General features: G+C 31.1%; 19 protein-coding genes. 8 read left to right on the top strand and 11 right to left on the bottom strand.

Going from position 1 to position 22,534, the window contains the following annotated elements; translation table 11 throughout:
• Positions 1 to 93: 93 nt before the first annotated feature.
• Positions 94 to 3,831, bottom strand: a complete 3,738-nt coding sequence (locus tag ACU5DF_RS01465; protein ID WP_446711529.1) for a hypothetical protein — start codon at positions 3,829 to 3,831, stop codon at positions 94 to 96.
• Between the two features lie 973 nt (positions 3,832 to 4,804).
• On the opposite strand from ACU5DF_RS01465, the gene ACU5DF_RS01460 reads away from it, so the two are divergent.
• From ACU5DF_RS01460 to ACU5DF_RS01440, 5 genes are all read left to right on the top strand, one after another.
• Positions 4,805 to 5,350, top strand: a complete 546-nt coding sequence (locus ACU5DF_RS01460; RefSeq protein ID WP_446711528.1) for a hypothetical protein — start codon at positions 4,805 to 4,807, stop codon at positions 5,348 to 5,350.
• A 20-nt stretch (positions 5,351 to 5,370) separates the two neighbouring features.
• The gene (locus tag ACU5DF_RS01455; RefSeq protein ID WP_446711527.1) at positions 5,371 to 5,727 is read left to right on the top strand and encodes a hypothetical protein; all 357 of its coding nucleotides are present in this window, start codon (positions 5,371 to 5,373) and stop codon (positions 5,725 to 5,727) included.
• Between the two features lie 41 nt (positions 5,728 to 5,768).
• Positions 5,769 to 6,245, top strand: a complete 477-nt coding sequence (locus tag ACU5DF_RS01450) for a hypothetical protein (RefSeq protein ID WP_446711526.1) — start codon at positions 5,769 to 5,771, stop codon at positions 6,243 to 6,245.
• A gap of 36 nt (positions 6,246 to 6,281) precedes the next feature.
• A complete protein-coding gene (locus ACU5DF_RS01445) occupies positions 6,282 to 7,052 on the top strand; it encodes a DNA-methyltransferase (protein WP_446711525.1) in 771 nt (256 codons plus the stop codon).
• A gap of 75 nt (positions 7,053 to 7,127) precedes the next feature.
• On the top strand, positions 7,128 to 8,231 hold the full coding sequence (locus ACU5DF_RS01440; protein ID WP_446711524.1) for an HsdM family class I SAM-dependent methyltransferase: 1,104 nt from the start codon (positions 7,128 to 7,130) through the stop codon (positions 8,229 to 8,231).
• Positions 8,232 to 8,343: 112 nt separating this feature from the next.
• Here the strand turns inward: ACU5DF_RS01440 and ACU5DF_RS01435 are convergent, their stop codons facing one another.
• The 3 genes from ACU5DF_RS01435 to ACU5DF_RS01425 form a co-directional block, all read right to left on the bottom strand.
• The gene (locus ACU5DF_RS01435; RefSeq protein ID WP_168786341.1) at positions 8,344 to 9,177 is read right to left on the bottom strand and encodes an H-NS family histone-like protein; all 834 of its coding nucleotides are present in this window, start codon (positions 9,175 to 9,177) and stop codon (positions 8,344 to 8,346) included.
• Between the two features lie 127 nt (positions 9,178 to 9,304).
• Positions 9,305 to 9,670 (bottom strand): hypothetical protein, encoded by a 366-nt coding sequence (locus tag ACU5DF_RS01430; protein ID WP_446711523.1) that lies wholly within the window; start codon positions 9,668 to 9,670, stop codon positions 9,305 to 9,307.
• Positions 9,670 to 10,497, bottom strand: a complete 828-nt coding sequence (locus ACU5DF_RS01425; protein ID WP_446711522.1) for a hypothetical protein — start codon at positions 10,495 to 10,497, stop codon at positions 9,670 to 9,672. Before ACU5DF_RS01425 ends, ACU5DF_RS01430 begins: the two co-directional genes overlap by 1 nt.
• A 713-nt stretch (positions 10,498 to 11,210) precedes the next feature.
• Here ACU5DF_RS01425 and ACU5DF_RS01420 point away from each other — a divergent pair.
• On the top strand, positions 11,211 to 11,531 hold the full coding sequence (locus tag ACU5DF_RS01420) for an XRE family transcriptional regulator (protein ID WP_446711521.1): 321 nt from the start codon (positions 11,211 to 11,213) through the stop codon (positions 11,529 to 11,531).
• Between the two features lie 638 nt (positions 11,532 to 12,169).
• On the opposite strand, the gene ACU5DF_RS01415 is transcribed toward ACU5DF_RS01420, so the two are convergent.
• The 6 genes from ACU5DF_RS01415 to ACU5DF_RS01390 form a co-directional block, all read right to left on the bottom strand.
• A complete protein-coding gene (locus ACU5DF_RS01415; RefSeq protein WP_446711520.1) occupies positions 12,170 to 12,682 on the bottom strand; it encodes a hypothetical protein in 513 nt (170 codons plus the stop codon).
• Positions 12,683 to 12,744: 62 nt separating this feature from the next.
• Positions 12,745 to 12,984, bottom strand: coding sequence for a hypothetical protein (locus ACU5DF_RS01410; RefSeq protein WP_446711519.1), 240 nt, complete (start codon positions 12,982 to 12,984; stop codon positions 12,745 to 12,747).
• Between the two features lie 124 nt (positions 12,985 to 13,108).
• Entirely contained in the window at positions 13,109 to 14,704 is a 1,596-nt protein-coding gene (locus ACU5DF_RS01405) for a hypothetical protein (RefSeq protein WP_446711518.1), read from the bottom strand.
• 26 nt (positions 14,705 to 14,730) lie between these two features.
• Positions 14,731 to 15,908 (bottom strand): IS3 family transposase gene (locus ACU5DF_RS01400; RefSeq protein ID WP_446711485.1). Its coding sequence is split into 2 segments (ribosomal slippage): positions 14,731 to 15,641 and positions 15,641 to 15,908, totalling 1,179 coding nucleotides; the frame shifts between segments, so codons are not numbered across the junction.
• Between the two features lie 43 nt (positions 15,909 to 15,951).
• Complete coding sequence (locus tag ACU5DF_RS01395) at positions 15,952 to 16,392, bottom strand: hypothetical protein (RefSeq protein ID WP_446711517.1); 441 nt, start codon at positions 16,390 to 16,392, stop codon at positions 15,952 to 15,954.
• A 135-nt stretch (positions 16,393 to 16,527) separates the two neighbouring features.
• Positions 16,528 to 19,677 carry a hypothetical protein gene (locus ACU5DF_RS01390; RefSeq protein ID WP_446711516.1) on the bottom strand — a complete coding sequence of 1,050 codons (3,150 nt, stop codon included), beginning with the start codon at positions 19,675 to 19,677 and terminating at the stop codon, positions 16,528 to 16,530.
• Between the two features lie 729 nt (positions 19,678 to 20,406).
• Here ACU5DF_RS01390 and ACU5DF_RS01385 point away from each other — a divergent pair.
• Positions 20,407 to 21,054 (top strand): hypothetical protein, encoded by a 648-nt coding sequence (locus ACU5DF_RS01385; RefSeq protein WP_446711515.1) that lies wholly within the window; start codon positions 20,407 to 20,409, stop codon positions 21,052 to 21,054.
• A 1-nt stretch (position 21,055) separates the two neighbouring features.
• A complete protein-coding gene (locus ACU5DF_RS01380) occupies positions 21,056 to 22,030 on the top strand; it encodes a hypothetical protein (RefSeq protein ID WP_446711514.1) in 975 nt (324 codons plus the stop codon).
• 45 nt (positions 22,031 to 22,075) lie between these two features.
• Here the strand turns inward: ACU5DF_RS01380 and ACU5DF_RS01375 are convergent, their stop codons facing one another.
• Positions 22,076 to 22,363, bottom strand: a complete 288-nt coding sequence (locus ACU5DF_RS01375; protein WP_446711513.1) for a hypothetical protein — start codon at positions 22,361 to 22,363, stop codon at positions 22,076 to 22,078.
• Between the last annotated feature and the right edge of the window lie 171 nt (positions 22,364 to 22,534).

Genomic DNA, 22,534 nt, shown 5'->3' with positions numbered 1-22,534 from the left:
GCCTCTCTACAGTGCCTTTGTGGGACACAAAAGCATACAATGAAGCAGATGTTGTACAATAAAAAATGCCGCTAATTTAGCGGCATATGACTTTTAGTTTTTTTCTTGAGATGGAAGCTTCATATCGATAAGAATGTGATAGATAGCAATTCTTTGATCTCCACGATTTCTATATTCTAATGCTGTAACTAAATGCTTGGTGCTTGTTTTAGAAAGGACTTCTAATTTGTGGTCATCTGGACGATCAAAATCATAGTAATCTTTAGTTTCGACGTGCTCGATATAATCATCAACACACGAACTAAAGTCATTCTTAAAATAACAGTACGACACAAGAAACATTGGTGACAAACCTATCAGGTCATATTTATTAAGTTTGTCATAATGTGAGTCAATAGTTGAAGTAGAAACAGTGTTAAGGTTTAACCCCTCAAACAATGCCAGTTGTTCATTTGTTTGACCCATAATCACACCGTCAGCAGAGCCTGAAGTTTTAGGTGTTTTAGTATTAGACTCCCCAATGAACTTCTGCTCATCTATCGAAATTCCGAAACGGCTCAGTCTGGCATTGAAAATTGAGACTATCCAAGAATTGATAAGGTTTTCATTATTTTTTGTAATCTCAACCTCTAGGTTTTTTACTCGTGATCGAATGACTTTTGCACAAGCCAATATCTCGTCATATAGAAAGTTGTCTTTGTCTAACTTTCTTCTAGGAAGAATTTCAGATAAGTCGTTAACTGGTGCAAGTCGGATTTCGTTAAAAATCGTTCTTAATTCATCATTATCTTTTTGCCCAATAATGAACTGATACTTAATCTTTTTACTTATTGAATCATCAAACCTCTCTAAAATTGATGAATCAATATTTTCCACTTCTTTGGTAAACTCTTCATCTAAGATATCCAGTCCGTGATAGAGTTTATAGTTATCAATAAATTGTTTAGCTTTGTTATCATTTCCATTTTTTTGAAGAGAACGACAGTAAGAAAGAGCAATGGGTTTGTATGATCTTTCAACTATATCTAGAGAGTCACATAATCGTTCTACTTTTGTATACTGTTCTGATAGATATAAAGCTGATAAATAATCAGCTTTATTTCCTATCGACAAACTATCTAAATTAAAATTAGATATAGAATCTTCATAATCTTTAATTGCTAGTTTGAACTCATTAATAGTCGAAGATTTTGTCTCTAACCACTTAATATTGGATATAAAATAAAGATGAGGGAAAATTGTATTAGGATATTCTTTTTTTAAAAACTCAAAAATTTTTGTTGCTTTTTCAGGGTTTTCATTGAATAAAACAAGCCCTAAAATATAACGCTCAAATAGTTCACCTTCATTCTTCCAAGCCTTACCTTTATGGTGATTGCAAATTTCAGAACTTGGTTTTGGACAAATTAGTTGTTTGATTGCTTTTTCTTTATCAGCTAGTGGCTGATCAGAGTTTAAAACTGAGAGTAATTCAAACTTATATTCAAAAATATCCCACTGATAAATCATTACTTTAACTTCGATGTTTTCTTTCCAACGATGACCGTCAAAAAATCGTTTTGACTGAGATAATGTTAGTTTTGCAAGATCAAGATTATTAGTCATTATTGCCGAATGATAAGCTGATTCTAAACTGGTGATACCCTCTTCATCTGACTCATAACTCTGGTTATCTATTTGATTCTGTATATAAAACTTCCTACTCTGAGATTGAGAATTTTCGAGAAGTAAAAGCATTGATGATAAGGGGGCAATATCAACCACACTATCAATAAGTCGTCTAAAATCAGGCTCATCGTAATGCTTGAAGTTCTTTGATATAGCGACTAACAAATCATAGTCTTCTTTGAATGAACTCTTATACGTATCATAAACTAGCGGATAGCTATAATCTTCGCATTCAAATCCGAAATCAACAACAAGATCACCAATACGTGAAATTAATTTTTTCCTAGACTCGCTGTTTACCTTTACAAGGCAATTGAGTATTTGTAGGTAGTTTGACATACAATTTGCAAACTGAACTTTGTTAAATTCGTTAACTTTACTTAACTTTTTATATAACTCCAACTTTCTAGGTTGAAGTGCTAACATTTCTTTACAGAGCTTGTCAGATAGATTTTTCCAAGATAATAAATCATAAAATTTGTCTTTATCTAATGAATAGCCGTTAGAGTTCAAACCTTTTTCAAAATAAGCTTTATAGTTTCTAAAAATCAAATCATTTACTTTTATATATAAAACGTCCACATCACGATTTGACTTTACTTCACAAACCATATCCAATAAATAAAACATAAAATATAATGAAGATTGATTTCTTTCCATATCTGGCTCTATACTTTCTAAATAATTTAAACAATTATCTATCACAAAAATTTTCACATCAGTTGTTAATTGATTAAAAACCTCATCAAATAAATTGTAGTCTATACTATATTCTTTATTATCTTTAACATTACCACTTTTTATTATATTACATAAGAAAATTGAAAGTTTAGGTAGCTCATCATTATTAATCGCTGATGATATACATGTTTCTGCGATCAATTTAATAAAATTTTTTGAAATTAAAATATCACTTTCATTACGAAGCCCATATTTATTGCTTATTTTATTTTTCACCATCTCATAGCCACTTTGATAAAAATTTGGATTAGACAGTAAATACAGTGGATAATCATTATTGATAGTATGCAATTCGTGTAATAAATAGAACTTCAATAAAGGGTATTGGTTAACAAGCGATAAAAACTCTTTCAGAGTGCCATCAACATAACTACTAATGTTATCAATATGGACGTTATTGGAAGCCAGTTGAGTTAAAGCACAATGGCCAACGCTTCTTAAAAAACGGTAGTAGTATGAATATGACTGCATCTGTATCAGATATCTTTCTACTTCATAATCTTGGCTTTGAAGTGATTCATAATATTCGAGCACCTGTGAGAGATTTAACTTTATCGGCTCTTCCTCTCCATTTGACGAACCGTAGAGATTATCAGTGAACTTTCTAATCGTTTCTTCTAACGTCACAAACTCAGATAACGTACATTTAAGTAGAAATGAGGTATTTACGCTTTCTTTTGCTAACAATTTGGCATTGTCAAGGTTGTTTCTGTCGTACAGCTCCAAGTGAGGAAATTTAAATACTTCAGGAAAAAGAGTATTAAGAGCAAAAAAATGCTTAGTATCTTTTTCAAAGTTTTCAGAATCTAAAAAAACGTTCCAGAAATATTGATTTAGTAGGGCTTCGGTATCCCAACCGTTTCCATCAATAGTTACACTGTAATGTTTGTTTTCTAATGTTAATCCAACTTTATGCTCAGTGAATGTGTCCCACTCTCCCCCTACGATTTCATCAAAATTATTTATACTAATTTGGAGTTTGAGCTGCTGTAGTTTTGACTGCTCTGACTTGCCTGTAAGTATCTGATTGATATTTTCTAAAAATCTCAGCACTGGAACTAATGAGCCATCTACTTCTGAAAATTCAGGTAGGTTTCTTGTCGTGAGGTTAACCCAGTCATTTTCAAAATATATTAACCCCAACTTTTCTAGCACTTCAAATTCAAACTCAGGTTCAGCTATTGATACGTAGTTGCCTTGCTCATCAGGCCATTTCTGTTCACCCGAATGAAGTTTGCTTAAGAGTTTGCGATTCAATGTGCGGCCTTTAAGCTCCAACTTCCACAGAATTTCGGCTAGATATTCGGCTTCTTGGTGCTTTCTATAATTTAGAACCTTTTCAGGCTCTCGCAGGTGTTTTGTAGACGGAGTAAGTAACTCATTAATCTCGTTGAGCCGTAGAGGTAGCTTTTGTCGATACACGGGGTTTTACTCTATATAAATACGATGTGACGCATATTACTTTATACGATACTGTTTGTTGTGATTTGCTTTGCATATATTACTTTACCTACCTGATCACACTACACATTTTCTACTAAATCTGATTATCTTGTTTGATTTTATCTCACATTAAGTTATGTCTGTAGGCATACTGTAAATGCGACAAGATTATGACAGATGGACTGAGTGAGTCATTTGACTTCGCCATTCGGCACATATCAACTGCTAGTCCCCTTTCTTGGTCTAATACTCAAAGGCTCGATTTTCTTCAAAAGCTCAAGCAATGAGTTTGTAGCTGACCAATACCCTCTTGATCCAATGACACTGCTAATGAAATTGAAAACAGAACAAAGAATCCAATACGTCATATTAGAGTAATTAGAACACAAAGAAATATTTATTAAATTGGATTTAATAAATAAGTTGGATCTGATAAGTTTGTTGCACAAAAACAATATTACTTTTGTGGAATCGAAACAAATAATTATTAAAAACAAAATTTCACCGTAAAACAAAATATTTTTAATAAGGTCTTTTTAATTATTCAAGGAAATATTCATTATTTAAAAACAAACCACAAAAATAAATGATAACCAGATCACATTTTATTATTTTTTTAAAAATCGATTAATTAAATATTTTAATTCTTTTAAAAATCAAAGAAATGATTAAACATCAAATATCAATAACTTACGTAAACAATGTGAATTCTTTCTTTTTTAAAACAACAACTTGCTTTAAAATTAGCAAAATAAAGCACTTGTACTTTTAATTTAATTATTCTAGAGTATATCTCGTTCACTAAGAACAATTAATCGATAAACAAAATGACAATAGAAACAAAAAGGAATTATTAACAATCAAACTTTCTGCGTAAAAAGAGAATGATTTTATAACTGTAATAATAAATTGGAGACGTTATTTTGTTTATCCTAACTAAAAGGGTAAACAAATGGAAAAACAAAAAACAGAAACATTAATTGAAAACGTAACTGATTCAATCAATCACTTCTTAAAATTCGAACAAAGCAATGAAGATTACAAGTCTATAACGACTTGCGAGATCTTACGTTCATACAAAAACACAGTCCTTCCAAATAACTACAATCAAACTATAAATGTTATTTATAGACAGGTTGTGGACAAAAAACAAATTGAACAATTCACAGTAGCTTTAATCACAGCGTTTAAAGAAACCAATTCTTTTTACTGCAAACTGATTTGGAGTGAAATTGAATCTTGTGCTGATACTTATACAGACAATGAAAAAACAATAAGCTTTGAAATAGTAAATCAATACTTGTCTGTGTCTAATGACATTCAAACAACAATGTATGTTCTTTATGCTGTCTTGTCTGAACTTATCAACAAAAACAAACACTATTACATAATGACAAATCGTTCTGAACTTCTCGAAGAAGCAAAGCTTGTATGTCTTACACAAGTGTTAATTGAATTAGAATCTATAACAAAACCACATTTTAAAATCGCTGCATAAACAAACAAGAGGAGATAATTATGGAAAAACAAATACCGTTTTATACATTTGAAGCATTTAATGAAAAAAGATATCACTTTAAAGTAATAGAGGAATATTATCTTAAATATATTATAACATTAAGTCTCGATTTAGATTCAATACTATCTTCGATAAGAGAGAACCATAACTTCGATTTTGCATTTATCGTTTTAAGTGAACAGAATAAAATCAGCATGAACGAATTGAGACAAAAAGGTTTGATCGTGGACTCAATACCTGACGATTCAATAGAAATTGATATCGGATTTTTTTGGGAGTTTTTAGAAACACGTTACTGTCTTGATTTTTTCAACAATGCGTTACAAGTAGATTTTTATGAAGAAATATATAACTAACAAAACACAAATAAACAATCAAACTAAAAGAGGAAAAAAATATGAAAAATGAAAAGCTAATTGGTTCATGTAAAGGGATATTTAAAGTATACCTAAGCAAAAATGACAAATCAAAGATCAACGAAATACTTTCAAACAAAGTGTCTGAGAATAATGAATTTACTAAACAAGATATTGATAATGTAATAAGTTATTTTTGGAAACATGACTTTGAATGTGACATTGAAGTTTTTGAATTAAGACATGAGGAAAAGGTAATGGCTCAGTTTTTAGTGATTAATCAGAAAGACGAAAAAATAAGGAATATATATTGTAGCTACATGACTATAAAAGAAAACATATTTTTTTGCGAAGACATAGTAAATCAAATAAAGGATATGTGTAAAGATCAAGATTACAACCTTTTCGTAGAACTGAATCACTTGATTAATGAATTAGACATATTCCTCTATAAAACAAATGGTTTTATGCAAATGAATCAAGATTTCTTAATGCACACGAAGCAAGAATTAGTATAAAAAACATTAACAATTAACTTAAAAAAGGAAATACATATGACAAAAATAAAAATACACAACCAAGACTGCTTAAACCTGTTTAAAACTATAAAAGACGAGAGCGTAGACTTATTAGTAACTGATCCACCTTATAAGATTGCGTCAGGTGGTTGTAAGGTAAAAAAAGCCGCAAATGAACCAACTGGTGTCTTTAATAAAATAAGTATTTCAGACAATGATTTAAAACGAAAGTGGTTAAACAAAAACGGCAGTAACACTGGACTAATCAAAACAGGAAGCTTTTTCAAACATAACAAAATCGAGTTTAAAGATTGGTTAAGTGAAGCTTTTAGAGTTATGAAAAACAAAACTCACGTATACATTATGGTGAACGACAGAAACTTGAACAATCTAATAAATGAAGCTGAAAGAGTCGGTTTTAAATTTCAAAGTCTTATCGTCTGGAAAAAACAAAATGCAACACCCAATAAATACTATATGAAAAACTGTGAGTTCGTTGTTATGTTTCGAAAAGGGAACGCAAAAAACATTAACAATATGGGGACGAAATCAGTAATCGAAATAAATAACATTATAGGCAATAAGTCTCACCCGACTGAAAAACCAGTTGAACTAAATAAGTTGCTGATCGAAAACTCGAGCAACGAAGGAGATTTGGTTTTAGACCCATTTGTAGGTTCAGGCAGTTCTTCTATTGCAGCCTTAGAAACTGATCGAAATTTCATTGGTTCAGAAATTGATCCTGAATATTTCGATATAGCTGAAATACGAATTAACGAAAATAAAGTATTTAAATTAGCAGTATAAAGAAAAATGGTTAAGTTTAAACGCTTAGGAAGAGCATTTAAACATAGCCATTTCAACTAACATTGGAGATTGACTATGAAAAAATTATTAAAAGCTATAATCAGAATTGCAGATAAAAAAGGTATTAGAAAACAGCGAGCATTTGAGCTATTTGTTGAAGAAAGATTTGACGTAATTACAAACATTAAACCTTACACAAAGTTAGACGAAATCTATCTAAACACAGTTAAAAAGTATCCTTTCGAAGACGTTTTAGAGCAAGTAGCGGTTGAGATTGGGTATCTTAATAAGCGGTTAGGTCAGTTTATGACTCCTGCCTCAGTATCTGCCCTACTCCTGACCAAAGCAGATTATCTGGAAGCGTTAGATTATTCTTGTGGAACAGGTGTAAACGGATTGGTAATGCTTGCTAAAACACAAGCTCGTAATACTGTGAAATTTGGTGGAAAAATAATGCCTTTACAAAACTTTTCAGTAAGACCAACATTAACACTTCACTTGAATGATTTAGACGAAATAATGGCAAAAGTTGCATTTTTACAAGTATTAGCGAATTACAATGTTCATTGCATACAGTCATTTAACCTTGACCTGTTAATCACGAACAACCATGTGATTAAAGACTGGAAAAAACCATTGAACAAGGTTTTTCAATCTAATGGAAGTCGTCAAAAATTTGAAACATTGGGTGAAGCAAAAAAGGACTTATTGATCCTGAATCCTCCATTTGGACTAAATGATTATGGATTTGATTATGCGAAAGAAAATCGTGACCAAAATCGATTTAGCGAAATATTGCCAAACAAGAAAGATTGTGAATCAGCATTTATTCTTTCAGCAATGGATTTAATGACTGACAAAGGTGAATGTTTTATGATACTGCCAGAAGGTTGTAATTATACAAATGCTACAATGCCAGTCAGAACGAAGGTCTTTGATAAAAACTTAATGGATTGTGTTATTGCGCTTCCACCAAAAATATTCTCTGAAACTGCAATACCAACAACTGTTTGGCACTTAAATAAACAACGAGAAAAGGAAAAAGTGTTCATGATAAACTTTCGAGAGAAAGCAGAATATTTCAAAAAGCACAAAGCAATAGATATTCTGAAAGAACAACATTTAAGAGATTTTGATCTATGCGAATCGACCATTATTGATTTAGATAATGTAGCATAGTTAAAAAAGCATTACGCTTACTCTGAGATCAAGGAATAGAGAATGTTTATGTTTCGACCTAAACAAAAAAGCCACTCATTTGAGTGGCTTCTTCTTTTGGAGTATTGACTGATTAATTCAGTGCTTCAATCGCTTCAATTCCACCTTCAACGGTGTCATCAGCAGAGATAGCAATCAGTAGCTTTTCTTGATCAGAAGATAACTGGTCAGAGCTACCTTCAAAAATGAAATCTTCTGTCATTTCTATATCGAATTTGTCTTTTGCTGTTTCGATATCAAGAGCAAGTGAATACTCAACTTTTGAGCCTAATGCTACTGGCTCAGAGTCTTCTTGCTGTCCATTACTATTTTTTGCAAAAAAAGCCTTGATTGACTCGATTTGAATTTTTAATTTCGGCTGAGACGGTGCGTAATCAATGAAATCATCTGCTGATTCAGGCGCAATGAGCATCCATTGTTCCGTATAACCTTTTAATTTCATTTCATCTCTAATTTCACCTGAAATATTTGTAAGTCCACGCTTAATAATTTCACCACCAATAAAGAAAGAAAACTGTTTACGAGGCGGACGAGGCGAACCAGTTGACTTAGTGGCTGTGCGTTTACGGGGAATAACTGAACTATCAGAGTTAACACCAGTTAAAGCAGAGAGAGCTTCATCCATTGACACTTCAACGCCAGCAGCTTTCATAGCTTCAATATAGCCTTGTGCAGCAGTCTGAATGGCAGCTTCATGATTTTTACGCTTTTCTTCTTCACGTGAAATTTCTTCAAGCTGTTCAATCACGACTTGGTCAATAACATTTTTACAAGATTCAAGAACGTCAAATCCGTGTTCTTCGACAAATTTTCTTACTGAACGTTTGCCACGCATAACTTTTAATGCAATGTGTAGTTCTTCAGTTTCTGTAAGATTTGGTAGTTCAATGACATTCTCAGAGGTCATAGCGTGTTCCTTGTTGATTCGGTAAACAATTTCATTTAATCAAATCTAAAACATATTTTTATTTTGAGCAAGTGAAATAATTTAAGATATCATTGTCTATAACAGAAAAACGATGTTGATTGATAAATCAAGAACATTCTTTTAATTTTCTTTTTAGTTCTGCGATCTCATTGTCTTTTTCATCAAGAAGCTCATTTTGTTCAATCAGCGCAGATTGGAACTTAAAGTAATAGTCAATCTCTGCGTTTGCACCTTCAAGCTCATTCTTCAAGAAATGAATTGAATCTTGTGATTTAGAAAATTCAGCAATCAGATTCTTATGATCATCATCCATTTTAGAAATGACCTGGTAAAGCCTTTTAAGCTTATCACCTGTAAGAAAAACGCTGTTAAAATCAGTAACAAGTAAGCATTCTTGTATGCTTAGACTTTCACCATTCTCAATTTTTTTCTGTGCTTCTTGTGTAGCTCTTTTTTGTTGAAATTGATTCATTATTTTTCCCCTACTCTCATTTTATCGAATATGTTGTAATACTCCGTAAAACCACCAAAACCAGACGATTCAGGAGTTACTAGGCTCACGACCTCTGTTGATTGGTGAACAGCCTCAGTTTCACGCTCAGGAGCGTAATTTGTGTCTGTTTCGCTTGTTGCAACGTTATCTTGTAAACGTTCTGTTTTTTCTACTTCTTTACTGTATTCACTATCTTCAATCATAAAGTGATAATCCTGATACTCTTTGAACAAGCCGTTATTCACTAATAGATTCTTGATATCCTTTTTACGATTCTTTCTGTCTGTTTTTGTGTCTGCTTTTAGTCTAAATAGCTTGAATATGAAAGACCTATTGATTCGTGCGTCTCCGTTGAAATAACGGGCGTTTAGCCTAAAAAACATAACCTTATGACACCTGTCAGACTTAATATCGTCAAGAGATATTCTAACGTCTCGATTCTGTTTTTTGGTTCTATTCAAAAGCTCTTTTGCAATAGTGCATGTAACAATTTTATTGCTAACGTTTACGTATAAAACGAATTTATGGTCAATCAAACTTTCTATAATTTCTTTTAGTTCTTCATTTGTTGTCGAACTGAACCCATAAAACTTCTTCAAATCAGATAAATGAAACTCTATATCGATATCTTTTCCATTTTTAAGATAATTCCCTTTTGATTGTGCTTTTTGTAATATGTAAAATGCAATTTTTGTAGCTTTAAAATCGTTAAAAATCACATAATCAAAGAAAGTATTACTTTCATAATTCGTTGTTAATATTTGAAATGGTAAAAATAAGTATTTATTTTGTTTTGTTATTGACATATTGTCTCCTTAATTATTTTAACTTAGAGACTTGACAATTTGAATGGATATAGTAATATTTTCGTATAAGACAAAAAACTCTCGCTAAGAATTTTGTGTCAAGTCTCTAAAACAAAGTGCTTTTTTTTAAGCGCTTTTTTTATTTCTTTAAACAAATTATCATTTATATTTAATTAATCAATAGCAAACTAAAAATAATATTAACTTTATTATAAGATTAATATCAAAGCCCCCCCTCAATTCTATACGAAAGCCCCCCCTTCGATACAATATCAAAGCCCCCCCTATATTATAAAACATCTTACATTATGAAATATATTATTATGAAAGTGAAATTGGAATAATTTCACGAGCTAAAAACCAGAACTCAATCAATCAAAAGAAGAAAAGAAAAACCAAAATCAAGAGCTTTGTTCAAAAGAGCGTTTCTGGTAAGAGCAAGAGCCATTCTAGATTCACCACACCTAAACCATTTTAAAAGTTCAGAAATCGTTTTTTAAGAATTAAAAAACTTCGGGCGAAGACCCGATGCTGTTATCTTTTGTATTTATATTTTTATATATATCGTTGTTGTAGAAAAAATAATAATGGCTTAACCAAAGTATTTCAGTTGCTTTTGAAATAACAAATAAATACTAAGTGTTGAAATATATAATATTTATTGTTTAATAAAGTTATACAAGAATCAATCTAAATAACACGAGGAATATATTATGGAGAACGTTAAAGAGGCAAAAGATATTAGACAAGATAATCAAGACATAAAATACATAATTATGGATAAGATCATTCATATCAAGAAAATCAATAGATACAATCAAGATCTGATTGGTAAAATGTTGAATGCGTCTCAACCCAGAGTTTCTGATCTGTTAGCAAAGAAAACAGACAAATTCTCTATCGATATTTTACTTGATTATCTACGTGTTTTCGGTTGGTCATTAAACTTATCAATGAGTAAAACTGGTAAACTGCAAGTGAAGTTAGAAAAGATAAGTCCAAACTTCACAGGAATAACTTACAGCCACAAATAAGATTATTAAACAAAATCAAGATACTTTTTATGAAGTATCTTTTTTCTATCGCCTGTCGTTGATTGCTCATTTTTCAATTAAACAAAAAAACGCTTAATGAAAAAATCGAGCTGAATTAAATAAATTACGGTAAGTTGTAATTTATTTTATATATTTAATTGACAAAACCTAAATATTTGGTCTAATGAATAATAAGAATCATTATTTTAACAAAAAATAGATCAATATGTTTTTTATATTCTGAAATTGTATTTACTTAACAGCAGAACTTATTTTTCAGTTAATGTTTAAATCGTTAAATATTTAATAATACTTGATGTATGTATTTGTTATTGTTATAATTAGATGGTTATTTAATTAAGGAGACACATTATGAATTTAATATACTTTTATTTTAGACTACTATTAGGACTTTCAATTATTTTTGGTGGTGCAGTAATTTTCAACTCACCATTCCTGTTAGTATTTGGATTGTTTGGATTGTTTTTCATTATAATTCCAAAATTCAGAACACTTCGTCAAAATGCGTTGAGAGGAAATGTGCCATTTTAATTAGATAGTGATATGTAATTCACTATCTTTTTAAATAAAAAACACCACCCCTTTTTAGGAGTGTAATTTTTTGTGTCTATTGGTTTTTATAAGCAACTACTGTCTACGTTAAAATATTCAAACTCTTTCGCTTCATTGTCTATCTCATAGACAATACTACCTTTCTCCGAAAGCATTATCTGTCTTTCATACACATATTCTTTTTTACCAGTATCTGCATTAGTTTTTCTTCCTGAAAATTTGAAGACTGTAAGTTCATACTCGTTATTACCAAGCTCAGTGAAAACAAATTTCTTTCCTTTTAATTTTGCACTTTTCTTTGAAATAAACTCAAACCCATTATCTCTATTTTGAAACGAACTTGAAGTTTTTTGTTCTCCGTCAGCTTCAAACATAAAATGGTAGTAATTTGAGAACTTAATACGTTTTACCTTTGCGTTTTCATCTACTGATTTTAATGTTTTACCCACAAGTTCAGAAGTTCCATATTTTGAAAGTTCTTGATTGTATTTCTCACAAGTCAATTCTTCACTTGCTGCAAAAGCATTGAAACTGAAAATGCTCGTCAAAAGAGCCGTTGTTACTATTTTTCTTATCATATCTATATCTCCTTTTTATTTAATATAATTTTGGTAAAAAAAGGGTTTTTAAACCCTATATCTTAAATTAGTCTGTTTGTTGCTACTAAGTAAGCCATACTATCTTTTAATTCTATCCCAAATTTATAGTCTGATGTTCTATTCATAGCCATTTGATTAAACGTATAAATAGCGTGAGGATGCTCTCCTTGCTCTTCGAAAAAATCACAGATACCAATAGCTCGATCATAACCTTTCAAACCTTTAACAGCATTATTTACTTCTTTAATTATTTTTCTATATTCAACTTCTAAACAGCTCATTTGTTACTCCTTTGTTTTTATTTTTGGACATATAAATATATATATCATCAAAAACAATACTGTCAATGCAAATTATAAAATAAATTACAATTTTTAGTAATTTATTTTATAACTCTAAAAACAACTAACCTATAACTTTACTAATGTTTGATAATGTTTTTGAAGAATTAAACTCACGTTCTTGGATGTTTAATTTCTCGCTAGTTATTTTAGAAACACTAATGTATATTTTTATCACTGTAACGAAAGAAACAAAAACGAACACACAATTCATAATAATATTATAAAGAATGCTTGAATTTGTTGATAGTAAAGAATCGAATATCATAATCATTACGAAGATAAAAAACGTTGAAGCAATCAGCGTGAATGATATAGATATAACTGTTCGAAAACCGATCATCATCATAATTAAAAAGTCATTGATTATATTATCAAGTCTCTTTTTTGTGATTAACATAATAACAACATTAATCAGTAACATTATAAATCTTTCTAAGATCAGCATAAAATCGAAAAGAACTTTAATTATTAGCAATATCATTGACAAAACAGCAAACGAACCAATAACAATCAAAGCAGAACCGAGCGTTGAAATTAATTTTGAGACAACACTAGGTAATATGGTTTCTGAGATTTTAGCTGAAATTTTCAAACCTGCACCAACCTTTACCAAGTCGATAGATACAGAACGAATGCTCCTCAAAACATTCGTGTTAAGCTTGTAACCTTCACTCGTGCTTTCAGCAGCATACGACCCGACAAGCAGTTTAGGATCTTTCAAGAAGTTATACTGGTCTAACACAATGTCTTTTAAACTTCTGTCTTCTTTTAGTAAATCTAGTGTGAACGATTTAGTATAGTTAAAATAATCGTTAACATTATCAATCTGATTTGGTTTGCTGTCTAACTCTTCTCTATAATTTTTTGTTAAAAGGTTAAATACAGATGGATTAGTAAAGTAAATGCTTTCTATGTAATTGTTCAACGCTATATTTATACTCTCTATGTTTGAATTGCTAGTAAATAGACTGAATATTTGATCCAACACACTCAGTAAATCAACTGCCTCATTTAAACCAGTAACTTTTAGATCCTTTGAAATTGAATTTTCTAAATCCTCAATAAACAATTCAAAAGAAACTTCTTGTTCTGTTAACAGCTTTGATATTTTAGATTCATTCCTTTTCATCTCAAATACAGCAGTGTTTTTATTAAACTCTTTACAAAAAGATTGTGTCTTTTCTTGTGTATATTGCTCTGTTAGCTCATTACAAACATAACCATCCATCTTACTTAACCAATTATTGAGCCTTGCAGAATAATTTGAAATCGTTTGTTTTACTTGATCTGAATTTTCTGGAAGGTATAACTTCCCACAATCCGCATAAATCTCACTATCGTTGATAGAACAGGTCAGTATCGATTGATTTAAGGGAGAACGACCACTCTGAAATGAATCAGTCAAATTGTCGTCAAAACACGTTAATTCTTTGTTTGTGTTGTATGCCACAGCTTCATCAAACTCATAGAATGATAAGCTTTTTTGTCTTTGTTCGAGCGCACAAAGTTCACTCTCGATTAAGTGATTCCTAATCTCTTTCGCTTTCGCTCTGATCTCTGTTTGATTGCCTTTGATAACTTCGAAATTGACACTGTCAGTATCGATAAGAGATGTGTTTAAAAGGGCTAATGGCGTTAATATACTTGCATAAATCATACTACCAATCGTTGTTATTGTAGTGGTCAAGTAAAACTGGCCACCGTTTTATATTCTAACCAATATTGTTGCTCTGCAAGGTTAGGTGGTAATCCATCATTGTGCTGATGAGGCCTGATATTACTGAAGTAACCAATTATATATTTGGTTATTGAATGTTTTGCTTCAGCAAAACTTTTATATCCATTCTTAGGAACCCATTCACTTTTTAAACTTCTAAAGAATCTTTCCATTGGACTATTATCCCAGCAATTACCACGACGACTCATGCTTTGAGTTATTTGATATTGCCATAATTTTTGCCTGAACTTTAAACTTGTATAGTGGCAACCTTGATCGCTATGGAACATGACATTTGATGGTTTTCCTCGTAATTCATACGCTATTGAAAGTGCTTTCGCTGTAAGGTTACTATCAGGTGAAAGTGACAATGACCAACCAATCGGTTTTCGTGAAAATAGGTCAATAACAACAGCTAAATAAGCCCACCTTGTACCAATCCAAATGTAAGTGACATCACCACACCAAATTTGATTTGGTTGCTTAACGTCAAATTGTCGTTTCAATAAATTAGGGGCAATAATACTCTCATGATCCGCTTTCTTATAATTATGCTTCGGTATTTGCGTGCTTACTAAATTAAGCAATTTCATTAACTTAGTCGCACGATAGCGGCTAAGTGGTATCCCTCTTTGGGATACCATTTTTGCTATACTTCTCGCCCCAGCAGAGCCATTACTAATGCGATGTACTTCTTTAACTTCTGAGTATAGCTCTAATAATTCACCGTCAATATTTCTTGGTTTTGCCTTCCAATACTTATAACTACTCCGATGAATACCAAAGGTTTCACAAAGAATGCTTATACTGTGGCTCTGCCTGAGTTTATCTATTAATGCGAATTGTTCAGTGAGTCTGACATCAACAGAGCCGTAGCCTTTTTTAGTATTTCATTATGCTCCTCGAGACGAGCAAGTTTCTTTTTTAACTCGCGAATTTCTATTTGTTCGGGAGTGATGGGAGATGCCGCTGGCATCACTCCACTTAACTCATCTTTTAGCTGCTGAACCCACTTAGTCATCGCGGATTTACTTACGTTCATAACCTGGGAAGCTTCAGTAATTGAGTATCCTTGCTCAATGACTAACTGAGCGGCTTCTAACTTGTATGTTGCGCTATAGTTCTTTCTTGGACGTTTTGTCATTATGTACACCTATTTAATTCTGAAATGATTATATCATTTCTAATTAGGTGGCCAAATTCACTATGCCACTACACATCGCATTCTTCATTTGCTCTTGTTCAACTAAAACAGTTAGTATGAAAGAAGACGCTACAATGGCTATAACGTTCTCTTTTAAGGTTTCTTTACTGTTGGACTTTGTCTTGAATTGATAAGCAGTCATAAGTATTTTTATTGCTATAAATAGACTTAAAAACATTCCAAAAACACTTATTGCAGATTGATAAGTATTTCTTGTTTCTGACTCAATATCATTAAAAAACTTTTGATTCAGTTGGTTTATCTCACTGTTTTGTTTTTGAGCTTCTTCAACACATAATTGTGCTTTTTCTATTGCTTTCTCAATTTCTATATTTTCAACTATCAAATTACAATCATATACACTCACTTCTGCATAACTTGAAAAAGAAAAAATAAGAAACACTAATAAAATTATTCTTATCATAAAACCTCCATTATTATATATATAATAACTTGTATTTTGAAATATCAAAATATTACAAATGCATAGGTTTAATTTTTTCTTTACATAAAAGAAAAACAGAGTTTAAAACTCTGTTTTAATATTTTCATTTAATGATTACTCTTCATCAGTAGATAAACTTGCTTTTGTTTTTTGCTTTGGATTATCTACATTATTATATTCATTCTCTGCTGAATCTTGTGCAACTTTTTGTCCTTTAATTTTAGACTGCATTAATGCATTTTTTGTTGTAGAAGCTGTGCTTGATAGGACTTGACCGAAAATAAAACCAGACATTGCAGCTCCAAATCTATCTGAGAATGTGAATACGCCTTCATTCTTAATTTCTAATGATTTCAAGAACTCACTCTCCATTCTAAATAGCATTTTTAGCAAATAGAATGACATAACGATCACGAAAGTGTAAAAAGCTACAATTGAAATACAGAAAATCAATAGAGAATCACTTGTGTTCAACAAAGAATTGTAAGCAAAGCTACCTATTGCCTTTGACATAATCAAGGATAGATATATGGCTGGCGCAACAAGCACTACGCATAATCTAATCACTGTTGATTTTAAAACGTGTATCGTTCCTTTGAAGTTAGTGAACTCAGCCAAGACTTGATCTTCATTCTCTGTCATTATGACTGATGCTGTATTACGTATAGTCTCCATAGTCAGCACTACAAAAAATGAGAATATTGCAGGAAGTATAATAATAATAGGCATTATCGTAATGAAGAAATCAACGATAGTTGGTATAAACGAAGTGATAACACCTGCAATCGTTAGTAAGATAGTTCCATCCAGAATCCTTCTCAGAACAGGTGTTAAGAGTGCGTCTGTGCCTTCAATTGCTAAACAAGGAAGTTTAGCTAATGAGAATGCAGCTACTGACCCAACATTAAAACCGTCTGAATCTCCACCAGTAGCAGCATTACAAGTTCCACTCAAAAAAGAAGTTCCTGCAGTTGTTGCAAACAGAATTCCTGAGCTTTCCGCCATATTTTTTGTATTAACATTAAGTAATTGGAAAAGAGACACTTCACAAGAACCTTCACTGTTGATTATCGGACACTCAGATTTTAATGATTCTTTAATCATCATTTCAAAATCTGCGTCTTGAAAAGATTTCAAACCATCTTTCATTTTATTTTTAAGCATTGCCATTGAGATTTCTTCTTTTTGTTCTTTATTCACTTTATTAAAATGAATGAACATTTTAGAAAGGTCGTAATACTTATTCCCATTCCTCTGATCAAATGTTTTAAAATCAACATTGGTTGTGTTTTTAAGAAAACGATTGTAGTTAAAGTAAGTTGCAGGTTTTAAAAAGTCATGACCGTTGTAAATGGTAATATCTAAACTTTGACTCGTTCTTTCTATCATTCTAAAAATTTTGTTTTGTGCTTCTACAAATAGTAAATTTGAATTAGCAGCAGACTGAACGTATGTATCTAAACTATCTAAATATTTAAGTAACACATCGTTTTTCAAATCTTCGTCTTCTGAAATTAATTCAATTGAAGCAAGTTTGTAAACTTCAAAAAGATAATTTAATGCACTTACATTATCTTCATAATTTTGTTTTGCTAAATCTGCTTCCTCTGGATTACCCAATGCGCTAATTTGATATGTATCTTTATCAAACGAATAGCAATTGATATCACCATCTATTAACACTGATATATTGTTTTTCTTTACTGTTTTATCAAAAAATATTTCATTGAAAGCAGAAGCTGATTTTTTTCTCAAAAGGAAATCGCCACCATCTTTAATCGCACACTCATAATCGAAAGCACTATCAATCGTCTCATTCAAAAACTCATTTAGGTAGTAGTAACCATTTTTGTAGATGTTCTCGTTAATGATATCAACATCATCAGTTTCACCAAAAAATCTTGAAAACATATATCTCTGTTGTTTGATTGTATTGAACTCGACAATATCCAAAGGTTCTAAAAAATCATCTTTGTTGTATTTGAAAATCGAACCATAGCCACGCTTGATCATCTTCAATAACGCTTTGCCTTCTGACGTTAAATCCTTTGAAGTGTTGTCGTTTCTTGCTGCGACAACAGCACGTTTTGCCACCTCGATTTCATTCGTTAAGTTTGAAGTATTTGTTGAACCTTTTTCTGTTGCTGTGTCCAAAGCTTTAACCGAATTGCTAAGGCTTGAATCCATAGCCGCTTTGATCTCAGAAGTTATACCTACTTTACCGTCATTAAGTTCGTATTCTTTTAAAAGAAATGATTTTAGTAGTTCAACATCTTTTGACACAATCTTCATTGATTGAGATTGAAGACCGAAATGATTTGACTCACAATTATACTCTTCGGTTTCTCCACCGAATTCGAAAGTCACAACGTCAGGTTGTTTCGTTATATCGAAATCCATTATGTGTAAATTATAGTCGTTATCGATTTCTAAAACCTGTGTATTTAAACAGTTGTTTTCGTAGTCCATGTATTGTCTGATTGTTGGATTTTTTGTGTCTTTACCTTTTCCAAAAAGGTCAACGTCAATCTCAATATTACTCATTAAGTTTGTTTGTCTGTAACTATTGTCAGTGACTCTGTTTAGAGTTGTTTGATAGAGCATTGCACCTATCAGATCTTGATTGCTCTTGTTCATCACAGCTAATCTTTTATTTTGTCCTGAAAAGTTTGAAACTTCTTCTGCACTTGAATAATCGCTTGAAGAAACTATCACATAGTTCAACTTCGAAGAGAGATAGATGCTTAATGTTGTCAGCCCTTTTTCAACGTTGAAACTGGCGAACGAAACCAGAGCAAGTGTGAGAGTGAGCAGCACAGCTTTTGACTGGTTAGATCCTTTCTTAAAACTCATAGAAGTGAAGACTAAAAACATAAGGTAGATTGATATAACAGAGATAGTTAAATAACTCAGAGCATCGATTATATAAGACAGTTTGTTCTCTTCTTCAACAGAAGATAAAACGTTATCAAAATCACCATGCTTCGATTCAATCAAGCCTTTGTTTTCTTGAACAGATTTCTTTGAGGATAAGATATCTAAGTAGATATTTAATCTGTGATCTTGTTTCTTTAAAAAATCATTACAAGGTTTCAACCCTGACACGTTTTTCAAATCACTTTTATCAAAACCTTCTTCAATTTTTAAACTATATATTTCTCCATTAAGACAATCGATGTCTTCTTCACCAACATCAGCATTTACATTTGTTGTTGATAAAATCAATGTCATTAATATGAATATTAGATTTCTAATTTTATTCATTATAAAACTCTCCATTTGTTTTTTAATCTTATACATATACAGATATAACAAATTAGAAAAATTACAATGACAATAGAGTAATTAATTGCCAACTTCTGATTATGAAACATTCAAAAATCTGAACGCATCGTGTTAATTCTTTTTAAATAAAGAATATAGCAGAAGACATAAACAGAAAGAGTCAAATAAATATTTTCTTATTATTTTCACGAGCTTGAAATTTTATCTCTAAAAAATAAAAATATTTACTATAAATCATATCAAAACCACATTTCAGAACAGGCGAAAAACTTGTTTTGAGTTATTGAACAATTGGCAAAGTTAAGACATTGCACAGCAATACATCACTTTCAAAATCAACAAGAAAATCAAAAACAAAATTCAACAACACTTTCAATCCACTTAATGAAAACGATTTCTAAAAACACACTTACTTTTTTAATCAAGAGATCAACAAAAGACAGCTTAGTTAACTTCTTTAATAAATCAAAACTTCTACAAAATGTGTTCCTACCCCCATATGGCACAAATAAATAAAAAGAACATTTAAGGGCTACGATTTCCAATGCAAGACAGGGGCAAAGGTCATATGCTCTTCGAGATATGTCCTTTTTTGCCCGAATTATTTTTGAGAAAAATATAACTCCTTTCAGTCGTGTTTAAAAGCTATGCTTGCATTAGTATTTATATATGATAATTAATATATTAGGCAATCAAAAGGAGTCTCAAATGAAGAAACTAAAAACCATAAAACAAATAAACGCAGTATTTAAAAGTAATATCGAAACTAATGACAACATAAGCGAAGAACAGATAAAACTTTTACAACTAAAAACAGATGCAATCAAAGAATTAAATGAAGAAACTTTTTCTTTGTTAGCCATTGATATTATCAATTCATCTTCAAAAGAAATTAGAGATGAGTGGAAAGAATTTAAATCGAAACACAATCAAAAAACGACCTACTCTTTCATTAAAAACTTCATCAACAAACTCTCTGAATACAACAATAGCAATACTAAAAAAATTGAAGAACTTCAAAGGCAAATGATCGAACAAAAAGACGAAGTTGTAACGCATCAATTGTCTGTCATTAAATCCAAAATTGAGCATAACTTGGAAAAAGTGAGAGTGCTTAACTACACGTTCGATGGTCAATTATCGAAGAACAAAATCAATGCTTTAAGACTTATCAGCGAGAATCAATCAAAGCTTGATGCAACGTTGCTGACCCAACTTGAAACGTTACTTACTTCATACCAAAAAGCTTCTGTAAACGCTGTGAAGAATCTAACACATTCACAAGATACGGTTGACGAACATAATGACATTTCAATCACTGGTGAAGCTCATATAGACGATAACAAAAAGGATTAACATGAAGGATAAAAGCTTTCGTTATACAACGAACAAACTAGTAGAAGAAAACGTTAAGACACTATCAACCAAACTTGGTTTTAACTCAAAAACTGCGTTCTTCAAATCGCTCGTTAAAGCTGAGAAAATGAAGCTGAAAGATAACTTCGTTAAGTCAAAAGCTTTTATGACAAATCAATCAAACGTAAAGCAAATGTTAGATCTAGGTTTGAAGGTCAAAGGTTACAAAAAAGGAGATGGGATCGATTACAAGACACTGTTTATCAAAGACCTTGATGAGATAATGTTCTATTATTCGAACGTTACCTTTAAGAACAAAAACTTTTGCCATATCTCAGAAGTTGCGATTGATAAAATTCTTCAAAAATATGACATGATATTGAATCAAGATTCGTATGAAGAAGTTGATTTAGAGAGTCATGAAATTAAAGATATTATTAGAAGCATCTGTCTCAATGAAAGTAAGTATGATCGTTATGGTAAGTTCAAAATTAACAAAGAAGAACAAGACATAGAACTACTGGTTAGCGAACTTAAAACAAGGCTATACAACTCGATCACTGACGTTGAGAATGAACGAGATATGTTAGTTAATTTGATTAACCAAATCGAAAAAAAGAGAAACAGTTTTAGAAACAAAGGTCATTGTTTTAGATCGCTCGAAAACATAATTAAAGAATCTAAACAGGAGTTAAAAAGAGTTGTTGATACAACCTTGTCAAACAGAGAAGTTCTGTTCTTACTGATAGAAAATATCGTCATTTATGAGAATGTTTTATCTCCTGAAAAGTTGATATTGAAAAACAAAGTTGATAGTAAATTGCAAGAGTTTAACGAGTCTCTAAGACAGTTAAGGATTTACGCTAAAAGCAAGAATGTTAATGATAAAGATTACCTACAATCGATATTAAATCTTGAAAAAGAATACAGAGAATTGATTCTCTATATTTATGAAGAAATGAAACCATTCGTATAGAAAAACACCTTTTGAAAAGGTGTTTTATTGTTTATAATTTCTAGTCTAATTCTTCTTGTCACTATCGTTAATGATATCATCAATACTTCCTGCTAATGAATCTAATTCGTCTTCAATTTCTTTCCAACTTTCTTCAAGTTCACTTTGTAATTTACTGTCTGCTTTTGCTTTAACAGCACGACTTTGATCCTGTTTTACTTTCGATATTTTAATTACATTTTTTAAATGAACAATTGCTACGATGTATGGAATGATCAAAGCACAGATTGAAAAGATTACCAACCAACTTTGTGATACTTTATGTATGTTAATCAACATAAATATGGTGAACAAAAACAAACCGAACATATACGATTTAAAATTATTTTCATTTCTTTCTGTAATGTATCTATTTTTCCAAACTCTTTTATCATAAAATCTATTAAACGTTTCTTTTATTCTCATCTTTCACTTCCTCCAAATTAAATAAGTTGTTATATAAATTAATATCATTTATTTAATTAA

It is taken from the genome of Aliivibrio wodanis, from assembly GCF_052920805.1.
Note: the sequence above shows the minus strand (reverse complement) of the source record. Positions and strands in the feature narration are given on the sequence as shown.